This window comes from Streptomyces sp. NPDC087215, from assembly GCF_044744885.1.
Lineage (GTDB): Bacteria > Actinomycetota > Actinomycetes > Streptomycetales > Streptomycetaceae > Streptomyces.
Genome location: NZ_JBIUZD010000003.1, coordinates 140,535 through 165,086, shown reverse-complemented (window position 1 = coordinate 165,086; position 24,552 = coordinate 140,535). Strand labels below are relative to the sequence as shown.

The window sequence follows — 24,552 nt, the reverse complement described above, 5'->3', positions numbered from 1 at the left end:
GCGGAGGTGATGAGCGATGGACGCGATCGACATCGACGACTTGGCGCACGTCGCCACCGGCGGACCCCTGCGGCGGCTGACCGCGCCCGACGGTGGCCATTGGTTCCCGGTGGTGGACGTGGCGAAGAGGCTCGGCTACGGGGGGAGCCGGGAGGTGCTGCGGACCGTGGCGCTCCCTCCGGAGTGCCTGGCGTCGGCGCGGGAGCTCACCGACGGCGTGGACTTCCTCGGCCGGCCGGGGATCAGGGCCTCGACGCGGATGGTGAGCCTCCGGGGACTCGTGCAGCTCGTCGGGGTGTGCCGGAGGCCCGAGGCGGCGGCGTTCCGGGCGTGGACGGCGGAGGTGGTGGCCTCGGTGCAGCGGACCGGCTGCTACGGGCTCCGGCCCTCGCCCGTGTACGCCGGGTTCGTCCTGCCGCAGGAACTGCTCGACGTCCTCGTCCGGCTGGAGGGCCGCTTCGACGAGCGGGCCGCGGCCCATGTCGAGCACGCCGAGTACGCGGAGCTGCTGCGCGAGACGCGGCACAGCCTCTCAAGGGTCGCCGACTCCCTTGTGCGGCCTGCCGTGCCCCGCCAGCGCACCGGTGCCGTCGTCATGCTCGACCCGCAGGAACTCGTCGAGTCCTGGGCGATCACCGGCGACATGCGGACGGTCGCCAGCTGCCTGGCGCCCGCGCTCGTCCGGGGCGGGGTCCGCTACCGGCCGCAGGACGTCACGAGCCGCACCGGGCTCTCCTGCGAGCGCGTACGGGACTGTGTACGGCTCCTGATCGAGCGGGGCTGCATGAGGGAGGTCGGCGAACCGGACCCGGACGGAGCCCGGATCTACGTCCTGCCCTGACCGTCCTGCCCTGACTGTCCTGCCTTGACTGTCCTGCCTTGATCGGGCTGTTCCGGGCGGATTGTTCCATCCGGTCTGTTCCGGGCGGTCGGTCGTAGGGGACGACGTCCGGCCCCGGCTCTACGCCCCGCCCTCGCCGGGTGGGGCCACCGCCACCACCTGGTACGTGTCGGCGTACACGATCCGGCCCGGGTCCGCCGACTCCAGACGTACGCAGGGCACCCCGTGGTCCCGCAGGATGCGCAGGTACGGGGCGACCCGGGCCAGGGCCTCGGTCGCCGTCGGGAGGAACCAGGCGGCGGCGCCGGGGTTCACCGCCGGGTCGTAGACCGTCGGGTCCACCGTCGACGGGTTCGGGACGTGCGTGTCGTACCAGTCGTTCGAGGCCCGCCAGACCGCGTACTCCTCGGCCGAGAGCAGGCCCTCGCGGGCCAGCGCGTTGGCCAGGCCGAAGACCCCGGGCCGGTGGCCCCGCGGGCTCCTCGTCGGGGACTGGAAACGGATGTGCCGGAGACTGGACATCCGGGGAGCTTAGGAGGGACGGGCGTCGTGGAGTGGTGGTGCCGGGGGATCGGCTGGGCCGGGGGGACCCCAGGCCTCCGGTGGCGGGGCGGGCGGGTCAGCCCGCTCGTCCGGGGGCGTCGGCTGGCCTTCCGGGCCGTGGGAGTACGGCGCTGTCCGGGCGCGCGGGAGAACCCGTGCCCCATGGGGGCGGCCGTTCCGGGGCGGTCCACCGGTGGCCGGTGCCCCGAGTGCGCCCGGCTCGACAGGGCCCGTTCCGTCGCCGCCGACACTTTTCTCGACGACCCCCGGCCGTACCGCGTGTACCTGGCCTGGTTCGGGCCCGGCATGACCAAGGTGGGGATCACCGCCGAGACGCGGGGCGCGACCCGGCTGCTCGAACAGGGCGCCGTCACGTTCGGCTGGCTGGGGCGGGGGCCGCTGATGGCCGCCCGGCGCACCGAGGAGGTGCTGCGGCAGGCCCTGGGCGTGCCCGACCGGGTCGCGTACGAGCGGAAGCGGGCGGTCAGACACGCGCTTCCGCCCGCTCCCGAGCGGGCGGCGGAGGTCCTGGAGCTGTACCGGCGGGCGCGGGAGGTCGGCGGCTGGACGGAGACCCTGGAGCCCCTGGAGTGGGTGCCGCACGACCACGCGGGGGCCTTCGGGCTCGACGGTCTGCCGCCGCTCGCGGGCACGGTCACCGAGCTGGCCGACGGGGGTGTCGTCACCGGGCGGCTGCTGGCCGCCGCCGGGCCCGATCTGCATCTGCTGGTCCCCGACGGGCGCTGTCTCGCCCTGGACACGCGGCTGATGGGCGGGTGGGCGCTCCGGAGCGCCGGGGACGACGAGGATCTCTCGGTTCCGGTGTCGCCGGTGGCGGTCCCGGCCGCCGACCCGGGTGCCCAGGGAGAGCTGTTCTGACGGGCCCCGCCGGGCTCGCCCGCCCCGCCCGGCTCCGCCCAGCCGCGCCCGGCTCCGCCCAGCCGCGCCCGGCCCCGCCCGGCCCCGCCCGGCCCCGGCGGGCCCGCCGGGCCGCCGTCCTCGGGGTCCGCGCTTCCCGTGTGCCCCGGCGGCCGGTGCCCGGCCGTCGGCTCCGTCGCCGTGTCCTCCTTCGTAAAGTCTTGGATCCCTTTCCCGGGGTGGCGTGGACATCCGCGTCCCGTCCCGGCGAGGGTGATCACATGACTCCCCAGCTGGTGGCGGGCCTCGAACCGCCCTACTACACCGCCGTGTTCACTTCTGTCCGGCCCGACGCCCCGGAGGGGTACGCCGAGACCGCCTCCCGGCTCAAGGAGGTCGTCAGCGCGGTCCCCGGCTTCCTCGGCTACGAGTCCGCCCGCACGCCCGGGGGCATCGGCATCACCGTCGCCTACTTCCGCGATCTGGAGTCGCTGGACGCCTGGCGCCTCGACGCGGAGCACCGGGCGGCCAAGGAGTACGGGCGGGAGCACTGGTACGAGAGCTACAGCGTCCACATCGGCAGGGTCGAGCGGAGCTACGGCCTTGAGCGCGAGTAGCGGCAGCGCCGGGGGCGACGACCACCGGAGCTCCGACAGCCCCCGGACCCGCACCGATGTCCCGGACAGGGACCACACCCCCGCCCAGGACCAGGACCAGGACCACCATCCCGTCCCAGACCCGGCCGCAGGCCCGGACCTGGACCCCGCCTCGGCCCGCCCCCCAGCCCCCGCTCTCACCGACCTCCCCGCCCTCGTCGAACGGCTCGGGATTCCCGGGCTCGTCGATGTGCACACGCACTTCATGCCGCAGAACGTCCTCGACAAGGTCTGGTCCTACTTCGACGGCGTCGGCCCGCTCACCGGTGTCGAGTGGCCCATCACCTACCGAGAGGAGGAGGACCGCAGGCTCGCGCTCCTGCGCGGCTTCGGCACGGTCGCCTTCACCGCGATGCTCTACCCGCACAAGCCCGGCATGGCGGAGTGGCTGAACGCCTGGGGCGCGGACTTCGCCGCCCGCACCCCCGACTGTCTGCACACCGCGACCTTCTTCCCCGAGCCGGGCGTCCACCGGTACGTCCGCCGGGCGCTCGACGCCGGTGCCCGGGTCTTCAAGGCGCACCTCCAGGTCGGCGGCTTCGACCCGACGGACAGCCGACTGGACGCCGTGTGGGGAACCCTCTCCGACAACGGCACCCCGACCGTCGTCCACTGCGGCTCCGGTCCCGCGCCGGGCCCGTTCACCGGCCCCGGTCCCATGGCCCGGCTGCTCGCCCGGCACCCCCGGCTGAGGGTGATCATCGCCCACATGGGGATGCCGGAGTACGCGGACTTCCTCGATCTCGCGCAGCGGTACGAGGGCGTGCTCCTGGACACCACCATGGCCTTCACCGACTTCAGCGAGCGGCTCGCGCCCTTCCCCGAGGGGGAGCTGAAGCGGCTCGTGGACCTCGGCGACCGCATTCTTCTCGGCTCCGACTTCCCGAACATCCCGTATCCGTACGCGCATCAGATCCGGGCCCTGGAGCGCCTCGGGCTCGGCGACGACTGGCTCCGGGGTGTCCTGTACGAGAACGGGGCCGCGCTGTTCCAGCTCACGCCAGGGGCTCACCGCTCTCCCTGACGCCGAGGGCCCGCCGCCCCCGAGTCCGCAGGTCCGCTGTTTCACGTGAAACAAGCATGTGAAACAGGGAGGCCGTCGTTCCACGTGAAACCTCAGGGCTGTTTCTCAGGCAATTCACAGGAAAGGGCAAGGGGCCTCTCAGCGGCGGCCGAGAGCGTGGGCCCATGACCGTCACCACATCCCGCACGAGCACCCGAAGCGGCACCCGTGCCGATCTGCTCCGTGCCGACGGAACCGCCGTCCGTGTGCTCGTCGTCGACGACGAGGCATCGCTGGCCGAGCTGCTCTCGATGGCCCTGCGGTACGAGGGCTGGCAGGTGCGCAGTGCCGGGGACGGTACCGCCGCCCTGCGCACCGCGCGTGAGTTCCGGCCGGATGCCGTGATCCTCGACGTCATGCTGCCCGATGTCGACGGGCTGAGCCTGCTCGGGCGCATCCGGCGGGAGCTGCCCGATGTGCCGGTGCTGTTCCTGACCGCGAAGGACGCCGTGGAGGACCGGATCGCCGGGCTCACGGCGGGCGGCGACGACTATGTCACCAAGCCCTTCAGCCTGGAGGAGGTCGTGGCCCGGCTGCGGGGACTCGTCCGCAGGTCGGGGGCGGTGCTCGCGCGCAGCGAGTCGGTGCTCGTCGTCGGGGACCTCACGCTGGACGAGGACAGTCACGAGGTCACCCGGGGCGGCGTCTCCATCCATCTCACCGCGACCGAGTTCGAGTTGCTGCGCTATCTCATGCGCAATCCGCGCCGGGTGCTGAGCAAGGCGCAGATCCTCGACCGCGTCTGGTCCTACGACTTCGGCGGCCAGGCCAATGTCGTGGAGCTGTACATCTCCTATCTGCGGCGGAAGCTCGACGCGGGCCGGGCGCCGATGATCCACACCCGGCGCGGGGCCGGATATCTCATCAAGCCGGGCGAGTAGCCAGCGGTGTCCGCCAGGTCGGGGCGGCGGCCGTGGTCGCTGCGGACCCGGCTCGTCGTCGCCGCCGTAGCCCTGATCGCGGTCGTCGCGGCCGTCATCGGCACGGTCACGGCGATCGCGTTCCGCTCGTACCTCTACGCCCAGGCCGACGAGCAGATCGACGGTCTGGCCCAGCGGGCGGCGGGACCGCCGGTGGTCATGCCGAAGCCCGGCCCCGCCCCGGAGCGGGAGCCGCTCGCCTTCCTCGGCGGGCCGGGTGTCCCGATCGGGAGCCTCGGCGCCGTGCTGAGCGACGACGGCGTCTCCTCCGCCGGGTATTCGACGGAGGTCGCGGGGAGCGGCGGGACGGAGGGCCCGCGTTTCCCGATCGAGGGGCTCGACGGGGCCCAGCGGGCCGCGCTCGACGCCGTCCCGCGCGACGGCGAGCCGCACACCGTGGATCTGCCCGGCGGACTCGGCTCGTACCGGGTCGTCTTCGCGGAGGGCGGTCGTGGCGCCTTCCTCGCCGGTATTCCGCTCGCCGGGGTCGAGGACGCCCTCTCCACCCTGGTCGTCGTCGAGTTGAGCGTCACCGGCGCGGGGCTCGTCGCGGCCTCGCTCGCCGGGAGCGTGCTCGTCGGGGTGGCCCTGCGCCCGCTGCGGCGGGTGGCCGTCACCGCCCGTCAGGTCGCCCGGCTGCCGCTGCACAGCGGCGAGGTGGCGCTGCACCAGCGCGTCCCGGAGGCGGAGGCCGATCCGAGGACCGAGGTCGGTCAGGTCGGCGCGGCACTCAACCGGATGCTGGACCACGTCCACTCGGCGCTCGACGCACGTCAGCAGAGCGAGACCCGGGTGCGGCAGTTCGTCGCGGACGCCAGCCATGAACTGCGGACCCCGCTCGCCTCGATCCGGGGCTACGCGGAGCTGACCCGGCGCGGCCGGGAGGAGTGCGGGCCCGACACCCGGCACGCGCTCGGCCGGATCGAGTCGGAGGCGACCCGGATGACGGGCCTGGTGGAGGATCTGCTGCTGCTGGCCCGGCTGGACGCCGGACGCCCCCTCTCGTACGAGCCGACCGACCTCGTCCCGCTGGTCGTGGACGCCGTGAGCGACGCCCGCGCCGCCGGTCCCGAGCACCGCTGGAGCCTCGAACTGCCCGAGGACGGCGGGCCTTCCGTCCCCGCCGACGGCGCCCGGCTCCACCAGGTCCTGGTGAACCTCCTCGCCAACGCCCGTACCCACACTCCGGCCGGGACCCGGGTCACCGCACGGGTCCGCCCCGGGCCCGACACCGTCGCCGTCCAGATCGAGGACGACGGCCCCGGCATCCCGCCCGCCCTGCTGCCCACCGTCTTCGAGCGGTTCGCGCGCGGGGACGCCTCCCGCTCCCGCACCGCCGGGTCCACCGGGCTCGGGCTCGCCATCGTCCGCGCGGTGGTCCTCGCGCACGACGGGGAGGTGAGCGTCGAGAGCGCCCCGGGCCGGACCGTGTTCACCGTTCTGCTCCCGGGCGCCCCCCGCTCACAGGCGGGCCACAGGCTGATCACACAGCCGTGACAGCGGGCCCGGCGAGGGTCCCCGTATGCGCACCCCAACGATCGCGGGGCCCCTGTCCGGCACGCTTCCCGCCCGGGAGCACCTGCCGGTGCATCCGGCCGGACGGCCCGTCCTGGACGTGGTGATCCCCGTCTACAACGAGGAGAAGGACCTGGAGCCCTGCGTCCGCAGGCTCCATGAACACCTCTCCCGGACCTTCCCGTACGGCTTCCGCATCACCGTCGCCGACAACGCCTCCACCGACTCCACTCCGGTCCTCGCCGCAGCCCTCGCCGCCGAGGTGCCCGAGGTGCGCTCCGTGCGCCTCGAACAGAAGGGACGCGGGCGGGCGCTGCGGACGGTGTGGTCGGACTCCGACGCGCCGGTCCTGGCGTACATGGACGTCGATCTGTCCACCGACCTCAACGCCCTGCTGCCGCTGGTCGCGCCGCTCATCTCCGGCCACTCCGACCTGGCGATCGGCTCCCGGCTGGCCCGCTCCTCGCGGGTGGTGCGCGGGCCGAAGCGGGAACTGATCTCGCGCGCCTACAACCTGATCCTGCGCGGTTCGCTGGCCGCCCGGTTCTCCGACGCGCAGTGCGGGTTCAAGGCGATACGGCGGGACGTCGCCGAACGGCTGCTCCCGATGGTCGAGGACACCGGCTGGTTCTTCGACACCGAGCTGCTGGTGCTCGCCGAGCGGGCCGGGCTGCGCATCCACGAGGTGCCGGTCGACTGGGTCGACGACCCCGAGTCGACCGTGCGCATCGTGCGGACGGCCACCGACGACCTGAAGGGCGTGTGGCGGGTGGGGCGGGCCCTCGCCACGGGTTCGCTGCCGCTCGACCGGCTGGCCCGGCCCTTCGGGGACGATCCCCGGGACCGTGAGCTGAACGGTGTGCCCGGCGGTCTCGCCCGGCAGCTGGTGGGCTTCTGTGTGGTCGGGGCGCTGTCCACGCTCTTCTATCTGGCCCTGTACTCGGCGTTCCGGCTGGGGCTCGGCCCGCAGTTCGCCAACGCCGCAGCCCTGCTCGTCTCCGCCGTCGCCAACACGGCGGCCAACCGGCGGCTCACCTTCGGGGTGCGGGGCCGGGACCGGGCGGTCCGTCACCAGGCGCAGGGCCTCGTGGTCTTCGCCATCGGTCTCGCCCTGACCAGCGGATCGCTGGCCGCCCTCGACACGGCGACCGGTGATCCCGGGCATTCGACCGAACTCGCCGTGCTGGTCGTCGCCAATCTGGCGGCGACGGTGCTGCGCTTCCTCCTCTTCCGGCTCTGGGTCTTCCCCGAGCGGTCCACCGCAAGGAACGGCCGATGACGACGACACCCTTCCCGGCGCCGGGCGTCGGCACCCCGCCCGTGACCCCGCCGTCCGCCGGGGCTCCCGCCCCCGGACGGGCCGCCCGGCTCTGGCGGGGGCGGGCCGAGGACGCGCCCTGGGCCCGGCCCGCCCTCCTCGGGCTGCTCGCCGTGACCACGGTCCTCTATCTGTGGAACCTGAGCGCCTCCGGTTACGCCAACTCCTTCTACTCGGCGGCGGTGCAGGCGGGCGGCGCGAGCTGGAAGGCCTTCTTCTTCGGCTCGCTCGACGCGGCCAACGCCATCACCGTCGACAAGCCGCCGGCCGCGCTCTGGCCGATGGCCCTCTCGGTCCGCCTCTTCGGTCTGGGGTCCTGGCAGATCCTGGTGCCCGAGGTCCTCATGGGCGTCGCCACCGTGGGCGTGCTCCACGCGGCGGTCCGGCGCCGGTTCGGCGCGGGGGCGGGTCTGCTCGCGGGCACGGTCCTGGCGCTCACCCCGGTGGCCGCGCTGATGTTCCGCTTCAACAACCCGGACGCGCTGCTCGCCCTCCTGACGACGGTGGCGGTGTACGCGGTGCTGCGCGCCCTCGAAGAGGACCGGGGCGCGACGAAGTGGCTCGTGGCGGCGGGGGTCGCGCTGGGGTTCGCGTTCCTCGCGAAGACCCTCCAGGCCTTTCTGGTCCTGCCACCGCTCGCCCTGGTCCATGTGGTGTGCGCGCCGGGCGGGGTCGGGCGCAGGCTGGGGCGGCTGGCGCTCGGCGGGCTCGCGCTGCTGGTGTCGGCGGGCTGGTGGGTGGCGCTGGTCGAGCTGTGGCCCGCGTCCTCCCGTCCGTACGTCGGGGGCTCGCAGAACAACAGCTTCCTGGAGCTGACCTTCGGCTACAACGGTCTCGGGCGCCTCAACGGCGAGGAGACCGGCAGTGTCGGCGGCGGTCCGGGCGGTGGGGGCGGTGGCCGCTGGGGCGGGACCGGGATCGGCCGGATGTTCAACGACTCGGTCGGCGGTCAGATCTCCTGGCTCCTGCCCGCCGCGCTCGTTCTGCTCGTCGCGGGGCTCGTCGTGACCTGGCGGGCGTCCCGGACGGACACGGCCCGGTCCGCGTTCCTGGTGTGGGGCGGCTGTCTGCTGGTCACGCTGGCCGTGTTCAGCTTCATGGCGGGCATCTTCCACGAGTACTACACGGTGGCCCTGGCCCCGTACCTCGCGGCGCTCGTCGGCATGGGCGGGGCGGTGCTCTGGGAGGAGCGCACCGGGCTGTTCGCCCCGGTGACCCTCGCGGTGACGGCGGGGGTGACCGCGTACTGGGGCTGGGTGCTCCTGGGCCGTACGCCGGAGTGGCTGCCGTGGCTGCGCTGGGCGGTCCTGGTGGTGGGTCTGGTGTCGGTGCTCGGGCTGCTGCTCGCCGGGCGGGTGGACCGGCGGATCGGGCTGTGCGCGGCGGGGCTCGCTCTCGCGGCGGGCCTCGCGGGGCCGTTCGCGTACACCCTGGCGACGGTGGGCACCGGGCACCGGGGCTCGATCGTGACGGCGGGTCCGGCGGGGGCCGGGTTCGGCGGGATGCGGGGGCCGGGCGGCCGGGGCACGGCGCTGCCGTACGGGTTCCAGGGCGGCGGCCGGAACCAGGGGGGTGCGCGGTTCCCGGGGATGCCGGGGCAGGGCCAGGACCAGGACCAGGGTGCGCGGGGGCAGGTGCCGGGCGGTGGCGGCGGGCCGCAGGGGATGCCGCCGGGCATGTCCCCGGGCACGGCTCCCGGGACGGCCGGGGGCGAGGGGCCCGGTGGGGGCGGCGGCATGGGCGGTCTCCTCAACGGCGTGAGCGTCGGGGCGGAGGCCGGGGCCGCCCTCCTCGTGGACGCCGACTCCTACACCTGGGTCGCGGCCACGGTCGGCGCGCAGAACGCGGCCGGTTATCAACTCGCCACCGAGAAACCCGTGATGGCGATCGGCGGCTTCAACGGCAGCGATCCCTCCCCGACGCTCGCCCGGTTCAAGGAGTACGTGGCCCAAGGAGAGATCCACTACTTCATCGGCGGAGGCGAGGGCGGCACGAGCGGCCGGAGCGGAGAGGCCGGCCAGGGAAGCCAGGGAAGCCAGGGAAGCCAGGGAAGCCAGGGAAGCCAGGGAAGCCAGGGAAGCCAAGGAGGTCAGGGTGACGGCGGACGGAGCCGGGCCGGTGGTTTCGGCGGAGGTCCCGGCGGCGGCTCGGAGATCTCCTCGTGGGTCGCGGAGAACTTCGAGGAGGTCACGATCGGCGGCGCCACCTTCTACGACCTGACCCGTCCGAAGTAATCCCTGTACGGCGTAAGAGAGACTCTTGTACGGTGTACGAGCCCGGTCCCGTACACCGTACAAGGAGTCTTGCCATGACGGCGACCACCGCCGCGACCCCACAGCCGTCCACCGGCGGCGGCCATCCGCAGCGCTGGCTGATCCTCGGCGTCATCTGCCTCGCCCAGCTCACCGTGCTGCTCGACAACACCGTGCTCAGCGTCGCCATCCCCTCGCTGACCTCGGAACTCCACGCGACCACCACCGACATCCAGTGGATGATCAACGCGTACTCGCTCGTCCAGTCGGGACTGCTGCTGACGGCGGGCAACGCGGCCGACCGCTACGGACGCAAGAAGCTGCTCGCGATCGGACTCGCGCTCTTCGGCCTCGGCTCGCTCGCCGCCGGACTCGCCGACTCCACGGGCCAGCTGATCGCCGCCCGCGCGGGCATGGGCGTCGGCGGCGCGATCCTGATGACCACCACCCTCGGCGAACCTACAGCCTGGTAGCTCAAAAGTCAGCAGGTCAGAGAAACAGGAAGCCCCGCACGGCACATGGCCGAACGGGGCGTTTTGCTGCCTCCGGTCAGTCGGCGTACGCCTCGCCCGACAAGGCGTCGCGCGCCATTTCGGCGATGATCTCCCGGCGGGGGTGCGCCCCGTTGGAGCTGTCCGGGTACCCCTCGGGCAACTCGTCTTCTACCCGCTGCACGATGTCGCTGATGCGGAACGTGATGCCGGTGTCCACGGCGAGGGCAGCGATGGCAGCGATGGCGGTTTCCGTCCGGCGAAAGAGGTCACGGGCGATGTCGGTGTAACTGAGGATGGCCATGCTGGGCACGGTAGCGAGACAGACCCGCACCGGGGCCGAAAACGGGGGAGCCCCCACCCGGAAGGGGGTCCGGGTGGGGGCTCGTTCTGCGGGGTGTCTACGCGGGTGCGTTGCGGTCCGCCTCATCGGCGAGGAACGCGACCTCGTACCGCTTGCGATCCCGCTTGAGTCGGTCCTCGGGCGTCAGTGTCTCGGTGAGGTAGTCGTGCCCTTTGGTGACGATCACCGCCGCCCGTTCCATCCCTTCCGCGATCTGCCGGATGCTCTTCTGGCGGGCGGGACTTCCGCCGGCCTGCATCCGCAGAACCATCCCCCACGCTTCGCACACGATGTCGGCGTACGTCTTGGACACTTCCTCGGCGAACTCCGCGTGCAGGTGGTACCGCTCTCGTGATGCAAGGGCCATGACTGCCCCCTCCTTCTTCTGTGGTGTCGATACTGCCAGCGGAAGGGCTCTACGCGCCCCGCTGGACCTCTCCGGGCATGGGTGCGGGGCTCGCGGTGGTCAGCTCGGCAGGGCACCCCCACAGGGTCACTCCGGGCCCGCTGACGCGCTCGATGTAGCCGAGTTCGACGGGGACGGTTGTCCATGTGCCGCAGACGACGCAGAGCGCTCCCGCGCGGGTCGGAGTCGTGGCGGTCAGTGCGTCGCGGGTCATGCGGTCACGCCCGCAGCGGCGAGGGTGGAGAGGGTTTCGAAGTGGTCTCCCGCGTAGCCGTAGGCGTAGTCCACACCGAGGGTGGCAAGGGCGGCGGCGGTGCGCCGTTCGCGGATGACGCGGGACCGCTTCGCTTCCTGCCGGAAGATCTCCGCCGCTTCCTCTTTGGTGGGGCCGGTCCACGGGCGGGACCAGGGCGACACGGGGGCCGGTGCGGGCGCCGTCTGCTCGGCGAGGTGGGCGGCGGAGTGGCGTCCGGGGCGTCGGGGGGCCGTGGCGAGGACGGCCGTAAGGATGACCGCGAGGACGGTCACGAAACCGAGTCCGAGGAACAAGAGGAACAGGTGGGCGGTAAGATCGCGCATTGTCTGTCAGCTCCTATTAGCTGATAGGCGGAGCCCCGGTTGACCGTTACAGCGGTCCGCCGGGGCGCTTTTCTTTGTGCAGAGTAGTAAGCCTGTATACCCGTGTCCATGCCTGTGGGCGGGTATAGGCCACTGGAGAGACGTGTACGGGGATGGGTAGGGTCCGCAGCGTGGAGTTCGACCCGACCCGCCCGAAGTGGCAGCAGATCGCAGACCTGATCCGGAGCCGTATCCGGAGCGGGCAGTATCCGACCGCGTACCACCTTTCCGAAGTGGCCATGCAAGCTGAGTTCGGCGTAGCCCGGGACACCGTGCGGAAGGCAACCAAGAACCTTCGGGAATCCGGCTGGATCACCACCACGCCCGGCATGGGCTCCTTTGTGGCTGACCGCCGGGACGACGACCAGGCCGACGTCTAGTCGTCTTCCGAGTCAGCCGGCGCGCCTCCGTACCTCTCCGGGTGGGCGAGGATGTCCGCCGCGTACGCCTCGCTCGTCGGGTCGGTCACCTCGAACGAGTGGCCCAGGGGGTGCCCCGCGAAGAAGACGCACGGGGCCCCGGATTCCATTCCGGCTGTGCACCACGACACCAGGTCGTACGTGACGGGGCCTGTGTCCGTCTGCCAGCGCAACCAACACCCCTGTGCGTCGTCGACACGTACCAGTGCGGCATGGTCGTCGTCGTGCCCTACGCCGAGTTCGCACGCTGCGTAATGGTCGGTGAGGGGTGGCACGTTGGTGTCAGAGTCGGGGTCGGGGAATCTGACGGGTCGGCGACGCACGGCAGTGCACTGCAACATCTGTCGGTCCTCGGGTCGGTAGACGAGAGTGCCCCGCCCGTGCGCCGCAGGGGGCAGCGTACGGACGGGGCGGGTGTGACACCCTCACCGCTCCAGTGGGGGAGCGGCACCCCGCCATGGGGCGGACCGGGGCCGAGGGCCTGAGACCGTCGACTCAGATGCGGCACGGCTGCCTCTGCCCGGGGCTTGTCCGGTCGGAGGTGTCACGGTCCGGTACGGCAGAGGCGGGGGAGCGTCCGCCGTACCGGGGTCAGGTTGCCGGAGCTAGACCGGCGGGGTTCCGGGAGGGCTCTTCGGCGCAGGCTTAGGCGCCTCCGGTCCGGGGTCCGGGGGCATTTGCGGGGGTCCGGGTGCCTTGTGCTTGCCCATTGTTCACCTTCCTGGTTGTCAGTCCTCGGATGCCGAACGGGGGGAACAGGTCCGTGCGGATCGGATATCCGGCTTCCGCACATGCCCCGCACAGCAGGTCACGGGGCGCGTCGTCGGTCCGGTGCCTCACCGCTTGCACCGGAGCTTTCCAACACGCCTCGCAGGTGGTGACATCGGTTTCGCTGAGTCCGAAACCGCAGCCGATCAAGATCATTGACTCGCCTCCGTATCAGGTTGCTCGGTCACTAACGACCCGCGCGACCGTCGCGGTACGGAATCAGTGCGCGTCCGGCGGCGGCGGCTTCGTCGGGCGGGGGCCCATGCCCGTACCCTTTGTTCCGTCCGGGTTCGTGTCTCCGGGGCTACTGGCGGCCATGTCGTCACCTCCCCTCGGTGGCTAGGTCACGGGTGCCCGATCCGATCGGTCTACCTGCCAGGGTTGGGGCCGGTCGGGTCGGGGTCTGAGAGGACGCGCTAGGCGACGAGTTGCACCTGTGCGTGGGGGTCGCTGGCGTCGGCCTGGTCGTCGTCCTGGCGCCCGATGCCGTCCGGCTCGTCGGTCGGCTCGCTCGCCGGCTCGGTGTCGGCCGGGTCTTCGGTGATCGGTTCGGCGGTGGGCATGGTCTCTCCGGTCTCTCGTTGGTCCCTGGCCCGGTCGGGCGCGGGGAAGTGCGCTCGGCCCGTCGCTACGCCGGACCGAGCACCGCATCCGTGAGACTGCCGACCGTGATGTGTGTACCGGCGGTCTCGGGAGATTCCCCGGATGCGGAAGTGGTGCCCGCCCCCGCCGCAGAGCGAGTCACGGCCCCGTGCTGTCCTGGAGAGCGGGGCCTGTGCGGCAGGGGCGGGGGTCTAGGTGTGCTGCACGATGCGCGCGGCGGGTGCGTCCGTGGTCGCGTTGACGGCCGCTATCAGGGGGTCAGTGGGCGTCGGCGTACAGCGGGGCCGCGAGAGTGTTGACGCGCAGTTCGCGGAACACGGCGCCCGGAGTTGGCGGAGGGGGACCCGCCACTCATCGAGACGTCGGATGAGCCACCACGGGCTGACGCCGTATTGATCGGCCAACCGGCGCGCGGACACCTTCTTGTCGACGTACCGGCGGATGATCGCGTCCTTCTCGGCGAACACGCGCTCGTGGGCGGGGGTGCGAGTGGGCCTGGTTCGGCGGACCACGCCCCACTCATCGAGGCGACGCCCCAGCCATCCGTTGTCGACGCCGTATTGATCGGCCAACCGGCGCGCGGACACCTTCTTGTCGACGTACCGGCGGATGATGATGTCTTTCTGCGCGAGCGCGTGTTCGTGGGCGGGGCTGAGAGGGGCCATGACTATCTCCGGGGGTCTGTAGCGTCCGCGTACAGCGGGGCCGCGAGAGTGCCGACGCGCTGCACTACCGGGGCCGACGGAGGTTCCCGAACGTCCTCGGTGCGGGCGGTGCTGAACCAGACACTTAGGACGTAGGTGGCGCCCGTATCAGGGAATGCGGCACGGAAGGGATGCCGTGTCCCCAGCACTTCAAGGACGTCCTCCGCAGCACGCTCGGAACTCGCCCAACTCCGCAGTATCGCAGCCGAGTTAGGGCCAGATGGGGTGACCGGTCGGAAGGCGCGCGGCGGCCCCCAACTCACCTGTTTGGGGGCGGGGTCGATGCGGTCCGCGAGTCGGCGCGCTTCGCTCCGGAGCCATCGGAGGGCCAGCCTCGGGTCGGTGTTCTCATGGACGGCGAGGCGGGTAGCGGCGGTGGCGTACGCGGTTTCGGTGGGCCACTCCGCATACACCTCGGCGACGTAGGCGGGAACCGGTCCCCCCGGCAGCGCGGTCACGGTCGGTCCTCGGGAACGGGCGTGATGAGCGTGCGGATCTCCCCCCGCTCCGTGATGTCCGGCTCCCTGAGGGACTGACGGGACGCAGGCCACTCGGCGCCACCACCGGGCGGGCGCAGTATGAACAGTTCGTGATCCGTCCGGACGATCTTTCCGGGGCGGGGATGGCCGTTGCTGGTGTCCACCGCGTACCCGTTGAGAACGGGTACCCACGTGGAACTGATCATGATCAACCTTCCCTCTGGGTCACTCGGTCGGCGATGCGGCACACTCCGTGCTCGCACTAGGCAACCGTCCGACCACGCACAGCGGTACCGTTGGGAAGTGGGCAAGGTTTAAGAGCTTTAAGAGGGCATGGCACGGGAGTTGGGGCCGTTGACACCACAGCCGAACATCACACTGGAACGCTTGTACCGAGAGAGCGGGTGGACCCTGCGGCAGTTCGCCCAGGAGGTCAACCGGCTAGGCACGGAGCGAGGAACACCCTTGCGGTACCGGGAACCCTCGGTGCACCAGTGGCTAAAGGGGCATCTGCCAAAACCCGATGTTCGGCCCCTGATCTTGGAAGCACTCGCCCGGAGACTGCTCCGCCCCGTCACGCACACCGAGGCGGGATTCCCGGAACCTCTAAAAGAGCCCAACAGTCACGCGAATGTCGTTGAAGGGTTGTTAGAACTCGGGAGGCAAGACATGGACCCCTCACGCCGTGGCGTTCTCGGCGCGGGACTATTTTCCGTCGCGCTTACCATTCCCGACTGGCGGGACGTGGTGGGACGAATGGAAGCGGTCCAGAGAAACCCAAAGATCCGTATTGGGCAATCGGAGGTTCAGGCAGTTAGGGCGATGACTGACCGCCTTTCAGACCTGGATGGTGATTTCGGCGGCCGGTATGCGCGCCCCATGGCTGCTGCTTTCCTGGTCAACACTGTCACCCCGTACATGAACGCAGACGCATCCAGCGAGACACGCAAATCTATGTTGTCCGCCGCTGCATTCCTCTGCTACCTGACCGGATGGATGGCGGTTGATGAGGGAGCGCACGGTAGGGCCCAGCAGTATTACGTGAAATCCCTTGAACTCGCTGGTGCAGCAGGGGACCACAACACGTACTGTCATGTCCTGCGCGGCATGTCCGTACAAGCCGCGAGCCTAGGTCACGGAACACCAGCGGCAAGACTAGCGAACGCAGCCGCAGAAGCAGCACCGGAATCAACTCCGCGTATGCGAGCATTCATGGCAGGTCAACAGGCCCACGCATATGCCCTCGCAGGGGAAAAGAATAATGCGCTTGTAAGTCTGCGCGAGGCAGAGCGAGCAGTTAACCAGGCGGAAAGCCAAATGGGGACCTTTGGTGGATTCAGTTCTGCCACTCTCGCCTATGCGACCGCAGAAGTGCGGCACGCATTGGGCGACACCAAGGGGAGCGTTGAGTCTCTGAATGACCATTTCCGACTCCGAGACTCCACGGATAGCAAGCGGTCGGAAATCAAATTCAGTGCGCTACTTGCTGAACGGCAGCTCGCAATCGGTCACTTGGAAGCCGCTTGCGCTACATGGGATTCTGCACTTGACGGGTATCCTGCTATTCATTCGGGGAGAATTGACGAGCAAGTGAGGAGAATCCCGCCCCTTCTCTCGTCGTATCGTGGTAATTCGCTTGCCCGGCAGACTGCCGAGCGGGCATTTTCACTTAGCCGGAAATGACAAACCCCGCCCTTGCACCGAGTTGGGTACAGGGCGGGGCCGTTTCATGCTGCTGCGCGGTGGGGGGTGCTGCGGAAGGGCAGCAGGCGCAGCGTGGCGGGTGCGGGACGGTCGGGTGTTCGGTCGGTGAGGTAGACGCCCCACCCACCCTTCATGCGGTGCACGCTCATGCCGTACCGGTCGGACAACCGGGCGCGGACCAGGATGCGCGCGGGGCGGAAGGCGGACGCGTACGCGCTGTCTCGGTCGTCGTACCCGTCAACGAACGTCGTCGTCATGCCGCGTGCCCCAGCTCGGCGGCGCGTCGGGTCGCTCTGTCGAGCGCTTCCACGCGCCGCATCTCGTCCCAGACGCACCACGGCTCCGCAGCCGGCACCCATCGGCCCGTCTCGGCGCTGCGCACCCATGTCCACTCGCCGACCGTGGTACCCGTGGGGAGGCACCGGGCGATGATCCGCCACGTCGTGTCAGCGAGCGATTCGACCAGAGCGGCGACGCGTGCCCCGTACAGGGCGAGGGCAGCGGCGAGCGCGCTCTCAGTGCCGACCACGGCCGAGTAGGACGGGACGGACCCCTCAGGGGCCCACCGCTGAAACAAACCGCCGGGTTCGCTCTCGAAAATTTGAACACTCAGGGTCACGGCTGAGCTGCGACCCGTGATGATCTTGTTGGTGTCGGTCCTTCCGGATGTCACTTGTACCCCCCACTTTCAGGCGCATCTTTGCGCTTGGCGTCGATATTAGGACACGGCACGGTCACGGGCAAGAACCTTTTTTGCAAAAGGTGCAGGTCAGAGCAAGTACCAAACCCCTGGGTCTGGTTTGAGACACGGCCCGGATAACGCTCAAACCTGGAACTGGCGTTGCAGTCGGGAAGCCACGGAAAGCAGCGTGTCGGCCTGGTCGGCGGGGCGGACGACCGTGGCGACCGTTCGGCCCTCGGCGTCCCGCACGTGCATATCGACCAGACGTCCCCGGCGGGTGACCGTGACTGTCCCCCCGTCACGGGTGGGCAGGATGGCGGTCACGCGGCCCCCGAAGCTTCCCCGGTCTCCGCCAGGTACACCCCTGCAAACCGCGACTTGCCCAACCGGCGGGCGTGGCGCACCTGCTCCAGGGTCAAGCCCATGTCGGAGGCAAGCGCCAAGGGCTCATTGGCATAGCAGCCGACCGGGGCAATCCCGTGATCGGCTTTGAGTACGTGGCGCTGCCGATCACTCAACTTGCCCAGTGCTGCGTGGACTTGCTTACGAATGGTCCGCCGGCTGACCGTCGCCGCGTCGTGCGGGTCGAGCAAGTCGACGGGAACACCGACTTCATCCGCGATCACATCCGCGAGGGTGACGACGTCTTCCCCCTCGCCGGTCACGGGCCTGTCTATACGATCCGTGCCGAGCCACGACAGCAGGGCAGCGCGCGCCCGGTCCGGGACCATCCTGCGGGCCCCCATGGCATCCGTTGCGGCGACGCGAGCAGCCTCGTACGGGTCGCCCCCTGCGAGGATGAGCGCCGTGCGGAAGTCCCGGACGGTTCCGACATCCACCCCAGGGAACCGCTCTTCCCTGCGGTGATCGGTCATCGCCGAATGCAAGGCCCTGGAAATAAAGGCCATGAATTCGCCCGGTTCCGTACCCTCGAATTTAGCGACGGATTCCCAAATTCTGACCCTGCCGACCTGTGCGAGATCGTCAGCGAGGGCGTGATCCGTCCACCCGTCGCTGGTCGCATAATCGGACGCGCGGCGGGTCACTAGATCCTCGGTCTCGGATATAAGAGCGGTGATCGCCGACAGGTCGTTTTCCTTGGCTGCTGCGATCATCTCAGCAGTGAAATGCGTCATGGGAATCGCTCCGTACTCGGGTGGTGCCCCCTGGAATGAGGGGCGGAGGATTCCGGGACGGAGTACGGGCATAGGTGTCCCGTGCTCTCAGTGCAATGCGCTTTGCATCAGGGCATTAAAAAGGCCCCGTCCCGGATTAGCAGGACGGGGCTTGCGCATTGCCGTGCGTCGCTGCTGACCTCGAAATTAGGCCGGGGCCGCGCAGTGGGCAATGACATGCATTCGTGCGTTATCTTCGCCTAATCGGGCATACCTTCCGGATCGGGCACGCAGCCGTTATCTGAGAGATCGTCATTGCGCGATTCGTGACCAAAGAGCGTGCAACCCTCCCCCATGATCGTTAGTCCGCACAGGCGCACCGATCACATCCGTGCAGGTCAGAGCACTGAGCTAGTAGTCCGCGCCGTACAGGGACCCCCATGAGCGCCCGCCGATCTCCGCATCGGCCACGATCGGGACGCCGTACAGGCTCATGGTCATGCACCGCTTTATCTCGCGTGCAACGTCCTCGGCGTCCTCGCGCGGAGCCGACACCAGAAGCTCATCGTGAATAGGCAAAAGGCAATTCGGCAGCAGACCCGCAGCATCGACATTCAGCATTGCTTGCCCGAGCAGATCCCGCGCAGCGCTTTGACAGGCATAATTGACCACGGCATACATTCGGTCTCGGTCCAGCGGGAGTCGACGGCCCGTGGCGGAGATCAGAACGCCACCGTTTCGGCGCGCTTCCCGCTGCCACCGTGCCGACGCCCGTTTGATCTCCGGAAATACGCGGTCGTACTCAGCGACCGCCCGTGCAATCTCGTCCTCGGCCGCACCTGTCTGACGGGAAATTGTGCGGATGCCACCCCCGTACACCTTTCCGAAACCGGCGCCTTTGAATACCTTCCGGTCCTTTGCGGTGGCCTGGTCGCCCTTAATCAGTCGCGCGGTGAACTGGTGGATGTCGAAATCGTCGCCACCGTGGACGAAACCGTCTGTCATGCGCCGCACCTTGGCGAGAGCGGCGAGGACCCGCATTTCCACAGCCTGGAAATCGGTACTGATCATGACGTGCCCGAGTTCGGCGACAATCGCCCGGCGGATCACATACTCACTGCTCGGCAGATTGTGCAGCCCGTCCGACACCGACATGCGGCCCGTGCGTGCGGCGAGGGGCGACACCGCCGGGTGGATGCGCCCCGACGCGTCCGCCCTGTTCATGAACCGCGCGGCGTACGTCGTGCCCCACTTCGCTGCGCGCTTCGCTCTCAGCACCGCGTCGGCGAGCGCGTTCGGGTCTCGTGCCCCGATGCGCTGCCAGTCCCGGTCAAGGTCCGCGAGGGGCAACAGGACAGCCTTGTCTACCTTCACTGCGCCGGAGTCGGTTCGCTCCGTCAGTTGCTCGCCCATGCCTGCGAGTGCTTCCGCCACCTGCGCAGAGCTGCCGACCGACGCGACCCCGTACCGGGCAGCCACCGCCCCGTACCGCTCGGCGTCCTCGGCGAGCCGGCGGGAGAGCGGCCCCGCGTACTCCTGGTCCACCAGGAGCCCCGTGCGCTGCATCGTGGCGCAGATACGGGCAAGCTCATGCTCGTACGGCACCAGGTCGGGGCGGACGCCGACGCGCGCCAGCTCGGCGCGGAGCACGGGTGCGAGACGGGCCGTCAGAATGACGTCGAGACCCGCGTACAGCAGGTAGGTGGGGTGAGTGAGAGGGATTCCCGCCCACCCGGTCTCTTTGGTGAAACCGAGGGAATTGAAAACCTTCGTCAATCCGCCCTGGGTGTCCGGTGCCGCAGGGTCAACCCACTTCGCCGATAGGGGTTTCAGCGCCGTCCCTGCCCCGCCCTCGGAAGGCTGTCGGGGGTCGATGAGTGCCGCAAGGATGCGGGTATCGGTCGTCCACGGTGCGAGGTCTTCCAAAGGGATTCCGGCGCACTGCCCGAGGACAAGCCAGTCATACGCGGCATTGTGGATCAGGATTTCGCGGATCTTCGGCAGCGCTTCCCGCGCGTAAAATTCGTGGTACCCGCCCCGCTCGTACAGGATTACCCACGCGTCGTGCGCGTCGCCGAACTGCACCGTACGGAGCCGGAAGGTCGGGGCAAATATCTGGAGACCCGTGGTCTCAGTGTCAACGGCAATGGGCCCCCGTGCCCTCGCCCGGTAAAAGCCACTCCCAGAACTTTTGCAGATCCTCGGGCGTCTCAGGCACGTGCACCGTGACAGTGTCACCGGCTATTCGGTGTCGCAGCTCAATCATTCGTCCCCCAGAAAGCAAAAAAAGGGGGCGCCCACCTTGGCTAGGTGAACGCCCCCTATCGGTTGGCTATGCAGTTATCCGAATATCCCCGGTCCGGTCTGCCCGGGGGTCTCCTCGGCAGCACGCAGGCAGCCGAGCGCAATCCCCTTGTTGGTGCGCTTCCGTACCGCCCCGCGCTCCTCCATTGCCTCGTAAAAGGCTCGGCGGGTCCACTGCTCCTTAGCGGGAAGGTTCTCCGCCTCGCACCAGTCACGATAGAGATTGAAAGCGTCCGTGCCATTCATTACAACGGACTCGTCGGCCCACTCCAGGACGCCCGGAAGGAAACCCGCGAGCGGGTCTGACGTCTCGCGGTACTCCCGTGACGCACCCGTGATGACCTGCGGGTCTCTCAATCCCTCGCGGTACCAGTCGACGGCCCCGCGCACCGCCCATGCCGCGATGCCCTCCGCCTCGCCGAGTAGCTTCGTGTCCAACTCGGGGTCACGCTCGGCGGGCGCAAACCACCGCTTGAACGGGACCAGCTTCACCCGTCGCCAAAGCCCTTCATCCTGCGACCGAAATTTCGGCTTGTGGTTCGTGGCGAGCAGCAGCAGAAAGGAAGGCTTGAACTCGAAAAACTCTTGCCGGAGGAACCGCGCCGAAATCATGTCCTTACCGGTAACGCGCTTAAGGATCGATTCCGACATGGGCTTTCCCGCCTCGCCCTCGGAGGCCATGACGAGCCGGGCGCCACGTAGCGCTGCAACATCATTCGGGATTCCGCCGCTCTTGCGTTCCTCGAATGTGGAAAACGGAGTGGTGCGTACGATGGCACGGAATACTGATGTGATGGTGTCGACTAGTACAGACTTTCCGTTGGCGCCCTTTCCCCAAAAGACACTGAATGTCTGTTCAGCAGTGTGTCCCGTGATTCCGTACCCGATCATGCGCTGGATGTACGCGGGCATGTCCGGCATCCCGGGGAAAATTTCCTGTAGGAATGCCTCCCAGCGCGGGCAGGGTGCGTCGGGCCGGTAGTCGATATCGAGTGCGTACGTGAGTAGGTCGGCCTGGTCGTGCGGCCGAAGCAGGCCCGTACGGAGATCAACCGTGCCATTCCGGAAGTTCAGCAGGTCGGGACGGTCGTCAAAATCGGTGGCACCGATGCTGACATTAGGGACGGAACAAAGCTCGGTCAGCAGTGCGTCAATGCGGGACGTCATCGTGAATCCGCGTGCTAGCTGATTCTGTCCGGCGAGGACGAGAGCGGCGCCCATGCGGTGGATTTCCTGCCGGACCCGCATATCCGAGCGCACCCACACCCGCCCGTCCCACGTGTAGAACCCGAGCCCGGACGCGTACCGGATGCGGCCCCCGGACCACGCCACCAGGGCGTGAGAGTTCATGGCGTCGCTCTCACCGTAGGTACCGACCAGCTTGGCCAGGATTTCGGCCGCTTCCGCGCCCTGGTCCCGGGACACGGTGTCCGCGCCCGTGCGCGTTGCCAGCTCGACGGTACGGGCCTCCGCCTCCCGCTCGGCGGTGTCCCTCGCCGGACGGGCCTCCCGAACCGCACGGTGCAGCTCGGCGGGGAACGCGTTCGGGTCCCGTGCACGCCAGTCGGTCAGGTCGTCGCCCTGGTGCGGGATGTCGAGCACGTACGCGGTGACCCCGTGCGCGGTCAGCCCCTCGGCGAGGCGAGCTGAGAACCCGGTGCCGCTGCGGTCGTTGTCGCCGCACAGCACAACGTGGCGCCCGCGTAGCTCGCCCGCCAACTCAGCCACTAGATCAGGTGAGTTGGCAAGGGAGGCCCCACGAATGACCACCGCGTCATAGCCGCACGCCACGGCTGTCAGCCCGTCCCCGGGCCCCTCGGTGACCAGGACGGTCCCGTATCCGCCCCCGCCCCGCAGTACGCCCCACAGGGCCCAGTGGTGTCCGCGTGGATTGGCGAGGGACACCCAGCGTGCGGAGCACTCCCCGCCAATGTCGCGCCCCTGGAGACCCCGTGCCACCCCATCCCACCCGCAGAGCGGCACCGTGATCCGGGGATGCGCGCGGTACTGCCGAGACAAGTAGGCGTACCCCTCGGCCTGGTCGCCGAAGTCCACCCCGACGCGGAGGTCTACGGCGGTCTCGACATCGAGGCCGAACCGGTCGGCGAGATACGTCCGAGCCCGCCCGGACCACTCCGCCGACCAGTCGCCGAGGGCAGCCGACGTGCGGTCGACGTACGCGGCGAGGCCAGCGATGAGGCGAGGGGGTACCGGGTCGGGGCGTCCGGCGGGCACGACCGAGCCGGGGCCCGTCGCATCGAAGAGCGCCGACCAGTCGAGCCCTACGGCCCTGATCACATCGGCCGTGCCACAGCCGGCACGACACGTCAGCCGAACCTTGTCGTCCTCGCCCCGCCAGATACGGAGGGACGGGCGCGAATCCTGGTGGGCGGGGCACAGGGCCGAGTACCCGCCGTCCGCCTCACCGGACACCCCCGAGAACCGCCCGAGCAGATCAGCGAACCGCACGGGACACCCCCGAGGGGACGTTGCGGCGGTAGTCGCCGACCAGGTGCGCGAGGTCCCCCACGGTGGTGGTGAAGTACCACCGGGACGTGTCGAGCCCGCGCAGCGAGACCGACCACCCATAGAGCGCCGCGAATTCCTGCGTCGGCATCCCAAGGGCGAGCCGTATTCGGGTCCACGTCCGAACCGACACATGCACGCGGCCCATGGCGACGGAGTGACCGCGCACCTTCCGGACGACGATTCCGTACGGGAATCCCGCGTGCCCTGCCTCGACCTCCGCCTGTCGAATCCACGTCGGCACGGCGGGGGTTGCGGTGTTCTTCGCTTCCAGCACGAACGGGGCCGCGTGGATATCGCCCACGTCCCGCGCGCCCTCTTGTGCGGCTCGGCGGACGTTCGCGCCGTCCATCGGGTCAAGGAACTTCCCGCGCTCGTCTACCAGGCCGAGGAACGCGTTTAGGTGGTCGCGCACCGCGCTCTCCCACGCGGTCCCCTTGCTTTTGTTCGGATTAGCCATCGGTTTCCCCCTGTACTATGCGTGCGCCCCGCCCCATGGCATGGGCAGCCGCAGCGAGATACCGAATCCAGTCGGGGCGTCGCTGGTAGTCCGGGCGCAGCCGTACGGTGTCGCCCTCGCCGAGCCGGCGGATATCACCGATCGGTGGTGCCGTGTCCGCAGAAATGGTCAGTTCCATTGATCCCCCGTATACAGTCCTGCGTGTCCCGCTCGCCCGTCACGTCCGGCATGATGAGTCGGACGTGTTCGGAGGAAATCCATTCCGAGCGCATCGACCGGCGCTTAGTGAATCCGCTCTCGATTCCCGTCGGACGGACAAGAAGCATCGGCCGGAGCCGACCGCCTTCCATTCGCGTCGTCACGCGTCGGATGATCGCATCGGCGAGACGCACCCGATTCCCCTGCCTCGCCGCATAGGCGACGAGATCCCCCGGATACAGTTCGTCGCTCGCGTAGTCCGTGATTACTCCGCGCTTCCCCATGAGTCCCCCTGATATCGCTATGAATAAGTAGATGCCTGAATGCCGCGTAAGCCTGCGGCGGGCACACGCCATTGCCAATGGCCTTAAGCTGCTCGCGCCGTGTGAGCCCCGGAACTTCGGTCACCCACCCTGGAATGCCCATAAGCCACTCGGCGAAAGCAGCAGTGACCCGGACTCCGCCGCGCGGACCCAATTCGGTCGGGGCGGGTGCAGGATGTTCGGTCAGCTCTTCCCATCGGCGGATTGCGGGCAGGAAATCGCCCCACCATGCGGAAGGCGAGCGGCAAAAGTCCGCAGATTCATCCCACCCGTCCGCTTCGGGGAATTCCCCGGGCCGCCCGTCGCGTCGGAGGCTGTCGGAGTAGGGCAGGAGAAAGCACGCCTCATCGGCGAGTGTGGCAGCGTGCGGGCGTCGCCGCTTGGGGGGGGGCCCCCCCGGACCACCGGGTTCGGGGCGGCCCCCCCCCGTGGGCGGGGACGCG

At 69.4% G+C, this 24,552-nt stretch carries 24 protein-coding genes and 2 pseudogenes; 11 read left to right on the top strand and 15 right to left on the bottom strand.

Annotated elements, in window-relative coordinates:
• Positions 1-16 precede the first annotated feature (16 nt).
• On the top strand, positions 17-841 hold the full coding sequence (locus ACIO92_RS10230; RefSeq protein WP_366445371.1) for a Bro-N domain-containing protein: 825 nt from the start codon (positions 17-19) through the stop codon (positions 839-841).
• 120 nt (positions 842-961) lie between these two features.
• Here ACIO92_RS10230 and ACIO92_RS10225 read toward each other — a convergent pair whose 3' ends face one another.
• Positions 962-1,363 (bottom strand): hypothetical protein, encoded by a 402-nt coding sequence (locus tag ACIO92_RS10225; protein WP_401235370.1) that lies wholly within the window; start codon positions 1,361-1,363, stop codon positions 962-964.
• 27 nt (positions 1,364-1,390) lie between these two features.
• Here ACIO92_RS10225 and ACIO92_RS10220 point away from each other — a divergent pair, with 27 nt between their 5' ends.
• The 8 genes and pseudogenes from ACIO92_RS10220 to ACIO92_RS10185 form a co-directional block, all read left to right on the top strand.
• Positions 1,391-2,263 (top strand): DUF2797 domain-containing protein, encoded by an 873-nt coding sequence (locus tag ACIO92_RS10220; protein ID WP_401235371.1) that lies wholly within the window; start codon positions 1,391-1,393, stop codon positions 2,261-2,263.
• Between the two features lie 260 nt (positions 2,264-2,523).
• Entirely contained in the window at positions 2,524-2,859 is a 336-nt protein-coding gene (locus ACIO92_RS10215) for an antibiotic biosynthesis monooxygenase (RefSeq protein WP_366445374.1), read from the top strand.
• A gap of 139 nt (positions 2,860-2,998) precedes the next feature.
• On the top strand, positions 2,999-3,922 hold the full coding sequence (locus tag ACIO92_RS10210) for an amidohydrolase family protein (protein ID WP_402280376.1): 924 nt from the start codon (positions 2,999-3,001) through the stop codon (positions 3,920-3,922).
• Between the two features lie 164 nt (positions 3,923-4,086).
• Complete coding sequence (locus ACIO92_RS10205) at positions 4,087-4,842, top strand: response regulator transcription factor (protein ID WP_366445375.1); 756 nt, start codon at positions 4,087-4,089, stop codon at positions 4,840-4,842.
• A 6-nt stretch (positions 4,843-4,848) separates the two neighbouring features.
• On the top strand, positions 4,849-6,378 hold the full coding sequence (locus tag ACIO92_RS10200) for a sensor histidine kinase (RefSeq protein ID WP_401235374.1): 1,530 nt from the start codon (positions 4,849-4,851) through the stop codon (positions 6,376-6,378).
• 25 nt (positions 6,379-6,403) lie between these two features.
• Complete coding sequence (locus tag ACIO92_RS10195) at positions 6,404-7,675, top strand: bifunctional glycosyltransferase family 2/GtrA family protein (RefSeq protein WP_366445377.1); 1,272 nt, start codon at positions 6,404-6,406, stop codon at positions 7,673-7,675.
• Entirely contained in the window at positions 7,672-9,948 is a 2,277-nt protein-coding gene (locus tag ACIO92_RS10190; protein ID WP_402280209.1) for an ArnT family glycosyltransferase, read from the top strand. The genes ACIO92_RS10195 and ACIO92_RS10190 overlap by 4 nt, the downstream gene beginning before the upstream one ends.
• A gap of 74 nt (positions 9,949-10,022) precedes the next feature.
• A pseudogene (locus tag ACIO92_RS10185) lies at positions 10,023-10,418 on the top strand (MFS transporter); the annotation flags it as partial.
• 97 nt (positions 10,419-10,515) lie between these two features.
• On the opposite strand, the gene ACIO92_RS10180 reads toward ACIO92_RS10185, so the two are convergent.
• The 4 genes from ACIO92_RS10180 to ACIO92_RS10165 form a co-directional block, all read right to left on the bottom strand.
• A complete protein-coding gene (locus tag ACIO92_RS10180; RefSeq protein ID WP_402280211.1) occupies positions 10,516-10,761 on the bottom strand; it encodes a hypothetical protein in 246 nt (81 codons plus the stop codon).
• 97 nt (positions 10,762-10,858) lie between these two features.
• Positions 10,859-11,167: a hypothetical protein gene (locus tag ACIO92_RS10175; protein WP_402280213.1), complete on the bottom strand. Its 309-nt coding sequence runs from the start codon at positions 11,165-11,167 to the stop codon at positions 10,859-10,861.
• A 49-nt stretch (positions 11,168-11,216) separates the two neighbouring features.
• Positions 11,217-11,420, bottom strand: coding sequence for a hypothetical protein (locus ACIO92_RS10170; protein ID WP_402280215.1), 204 nt, complete (start codon positions 11,418-11,420; stop codon positions 11,217-11,219).
• A complete protein-coding gene (locus ACIO92_RS10165; RefSeq protein ID WP_402280216.1) occupies positions 11,417-11,785 on the bottom strand; it encodes a hypothetical protein in 369 nt (122 codons plus the stop codon). The genes ACIO92_RS10170 and ACIO92_RS10165 overlap by 4 nt, the downstream gene beginning before the upstream one ends.
• A gap of 170 nt (positions 11,786-11,955) precedes the next feature.
• On the opposite strand from ACIO92_RS10165, the gene ACIO92_RS10160 reads away from it, so the two are divergent.
• Entirely contained in the window at positions 11,956-12,204 is a 249-nt protein-coding gene (locus ACIO92_RS10160) for a GntR family transcriptional regulator (RefSeq protein WP_402280218.1), read from the top strand.
• A gap of 644 nt (positions 12,205-12,848) precedes the next feature.
• On the opposite strand, the pseudogene ACIO92_RS10155 reads toward ACIO92_RS10160, so the two are convergent.
• The 4 genes and pseudogenes from ACIO92_RS10155 to ACIO92_RS10140 form a co-directional block, all read right to left on the bottom strand.
• Positions 12,849-13,167: pseudogene (locus tag ACIO92_RS10155) on the bottom strand (hypothetical protein).
• A 260-nt stretch (positions 13,168-13,427) separates the two neighbouring features.
• The gene (locus tag ACIO92_RS10150; RefSeq protein ID WP_402280220.1) at positions 13,428-13,574 is read right to left on the bottom strand and encodes a hypothetical protein; all 147 of its coding nucleotides are present in this window, start codon (positions 13,572-13,574) and stop codon (positions 13,428-13,430) included.
• A 231-nt stretch (positions 13,575-13,805) separates the two neighbouring features.
• Entirely contained in the window at positions 13,806-14,279 is a 474-nt protein-coding gene (locus ACIO92_RS10145; RefSeq protein WP_402280222.1) for a hypothetical protein, read from the bottom strand.
• 493 nt (positions 14,280-14,772) lie between these two features.
• Entirely contained in the window at positions 14,773-15,003 is a 231-nt protein-coding gene (locus ACIO92_RS10140; protein WP_402280224.1) for a hypothetical protein, read from the bottom strand.
• A 463-nt stretch (positions 15,004-15,466) separates the two neighbouring features.
• Between ACIO92_RS10140 and ACIO92_RS10135 the strand changes: the two genes are divergently transcribed.
• Positions 15,467-16,480 carry a transcriptional regulator gene (locus ACIO92_RS10135; RefSeq protein ID WP_402280226.1) on the top strand — a complete coding sequence of 338 codons (1,014 nt, stop codon included), beginning with the start codon at positions 15,467-15,469 and terminating at the stop codon, positions 16,478-16,480.
• Between the two features lie 44 nt (positions 16,481-16,524).
• On the opposite strand, the gene ACIO92_RS10130 is transcribed toward ACIO92_RS10135, so the two are convergent.
• The 6 genes from ACIO92_RS10130 to ACIO92_RS10105 form a co-directional block, all read right to left on the bottom strand.
• A complete protein-coding gene (locus tag ACIO92_RS10130; RefSeq protein ID WP_402280228.1) occupies positions 16,525-16,758 on the bottom strand; it encodes a hypothetical protein in 234 nt (77 codons plus the stop codon).
• Positions 16,759-17,324: 566 nt separating this feature from the next.
• Positions 17,325-17,507, bottom strand: a complete 183-nt coding sequence (locus ACIO92_RS10125) for a hypothetical protein (RefSeq protein ID WP_402280230.1) — start codon at positions 17,505-17,507, stop codon at positions 17,325-17,327.
• Entirely contained in the window at positions 17,504-18,319 is an 816-nt protein-coding gene (locus ACIO92_RS10120) for a sigma factor (RefSeq protein ID WP_402280232.1), read from the bottom strand. Before ACIO92_RS10120 ends, ACIO92_RS10125 begins: the two co-directional genes overlap by 4 nt.
• A 390-nt stretch (positions 18,320-18,709) precedes the next feature.
• A complete protein-coding gene (locus ACIO92_RS10115) occupies positions 18,710-20,536 on the bottom strand; it encodes a DNA polymerase (protein WP_402280234.1) in 1,827 nt (608 codons plus the stop codon).
• 102 nt (positions 20,537-20,638) lie between these two features.
• Positions 20,639-23,071, bottom strand: coding sequence for a phage/plasmid primase, P4 family (locus ACIO92_RS10110; protein WP_402280235.1), 2,433 nt, complete (start codon positions 23,069-23,071; stop codon positions 20,639-20,641).
• The gene (locus ACIO92_RS10105) at positions 23,058-23,588 is read right to left on the bottom strand and encodes a hypothetical protein (RefSeq protein WP_402280237.1); all 531 of its coding nucleotides are present in this window, start codon (positions 23,586-23,588) and stop codon (positions 23,058-23,060) included. Before ACIO92_RS10105 ends, ACIO92_RS10110 begins: the two co-directional genes overlap by 14 nt.
• Between the last annotated feature and the right edge of the window lie 964 nt (positions 23,589-24,552).

Excerpts from the sequence above, each read along its gene's own strand:
- ACIO92_RS10130 (WP_402280228.1), bottom strand. The coding sequence starts at position 16,758 with ATGACGACGACGTTCGTTGACGGGTACGACGACCGAGACAGCGCGTAC.
- ACIO92_RS10105 (WP_402280237.1), bottom strand. The coding sequence starts at position 23,588 with ATGGCTAATCCGAACAAAAGCAAGGGGACCGCGTGGGAGAGCGCGGTG.
- ACIO92_RS10190 (WP_402280209.1), top strand. The coding sequence starts at position 7,672 with ATGACGACGACACCCTTCCCGGCGCCGGGCGTCGGCACCCCGCCCGTG.
- ACIO92_RS10180 (WP_402280211.1), bottom strand. The coding sequence starts at position 10,761 with ATGGCCATCCTCAGTTACACCGACATCGCCCGTGACCTCTTTCGCCGG.
- ACIO92_RS10135 (WP_402280226.1), top strand. The coding sequence starts at position 15,467 with ATGGACCCCTCACGCCGTGGCGTTCTCGGCGCGGGACTATTTTCCGTC.
- ACIO92_RS10140 (WP_402280224.1), bottom strand. The coding sequence starts at position 15,003 with ATGATCAGTTCCACGTGGGTACCCGTTCTCAACGGGTACGCGGTGGAC.
- ACIO92_RS10175 (WP_402280213.1), bottom strand. The coding sequence starts at position 11,167 with ATGGCCCTTGCATCACGAGAGCGGTACCACCTGCACGCGGAGTTCGCC.
- ACIO92_RS10205 (WP_366445375.1), top strand. The coding sequence starts at position 4,087 with ATGACCGTCACCACATCCCGCACGAGCACCCGAAGCGGCACCCGTGCC.
- ACIO92_RS10150 (WP_402280220.1), bottom strand. The coding sequence starts at position 13,574 with ATGCCCACCGCCGAACCGATCACCGAAGACCCGGCCGACACCGAGCCG.
- ACIO92_RS10120 (WP_402280232.1), bottom strand. The coding sequence starts at position 18,319 with ATGACGCATTTCACTGCTGAGATGATCGCAGCAGCCAAGGAAAACGAC.
- ACIO92_RS10225 (WP_401235370.1), bottom strand. The coding sequence starts at position 1,363 with ATGTCCAGTCTCCGGCACATCCGTTTCCAGTCCCCGACGAGGAGCCCG.
- ACIO92_RS10215 (WP_366445374.1), top strand. The coding sequence starts at position 2,524 with ATGACTCCCCAGCTGGTGGCGGGCCTCGAACCGCCCTACTACACCGCC.
- ACIO92_RS10170 (WP_402280215.1), bottom strand. The coding sequence starts at position 11,420 with ATGACCCGCGACGCACTGACCGCCACGACTCCGACCCGCGCGGGAGCG.
- ACIO92_RS10165 (WP_402280216.1), bottom strand. The coding sequence starts at position 11,785 with ATGCGCGATCTTACCGCCCACCTGTTCCTCTTGTTCCTCGGACTCGGT.
- ACIO92_RS10230 (WP_366445371.1), top strand. The coding sequence starts at position 17 with ATGGACGCGATCGACATCGACGACTTGGCGCACGTCGCCACCGGCGGA.
- ACIO92_RS10145 (WP_402280222.1), bottom strand. The coding sequence starts at position 14,279 with ATGGCCCCTCTCAGCCCCGCCCACGAACACGCGCTCGCGCAGAAAGAC.
- ACIO92_RS10195 (WP_366445377.1), top strand. The coding sequence starts at position 6,404 with ATGCGCACCCCAACGATCGCGGGGCCCCTGTCCGGCACGCTTCCCGCC.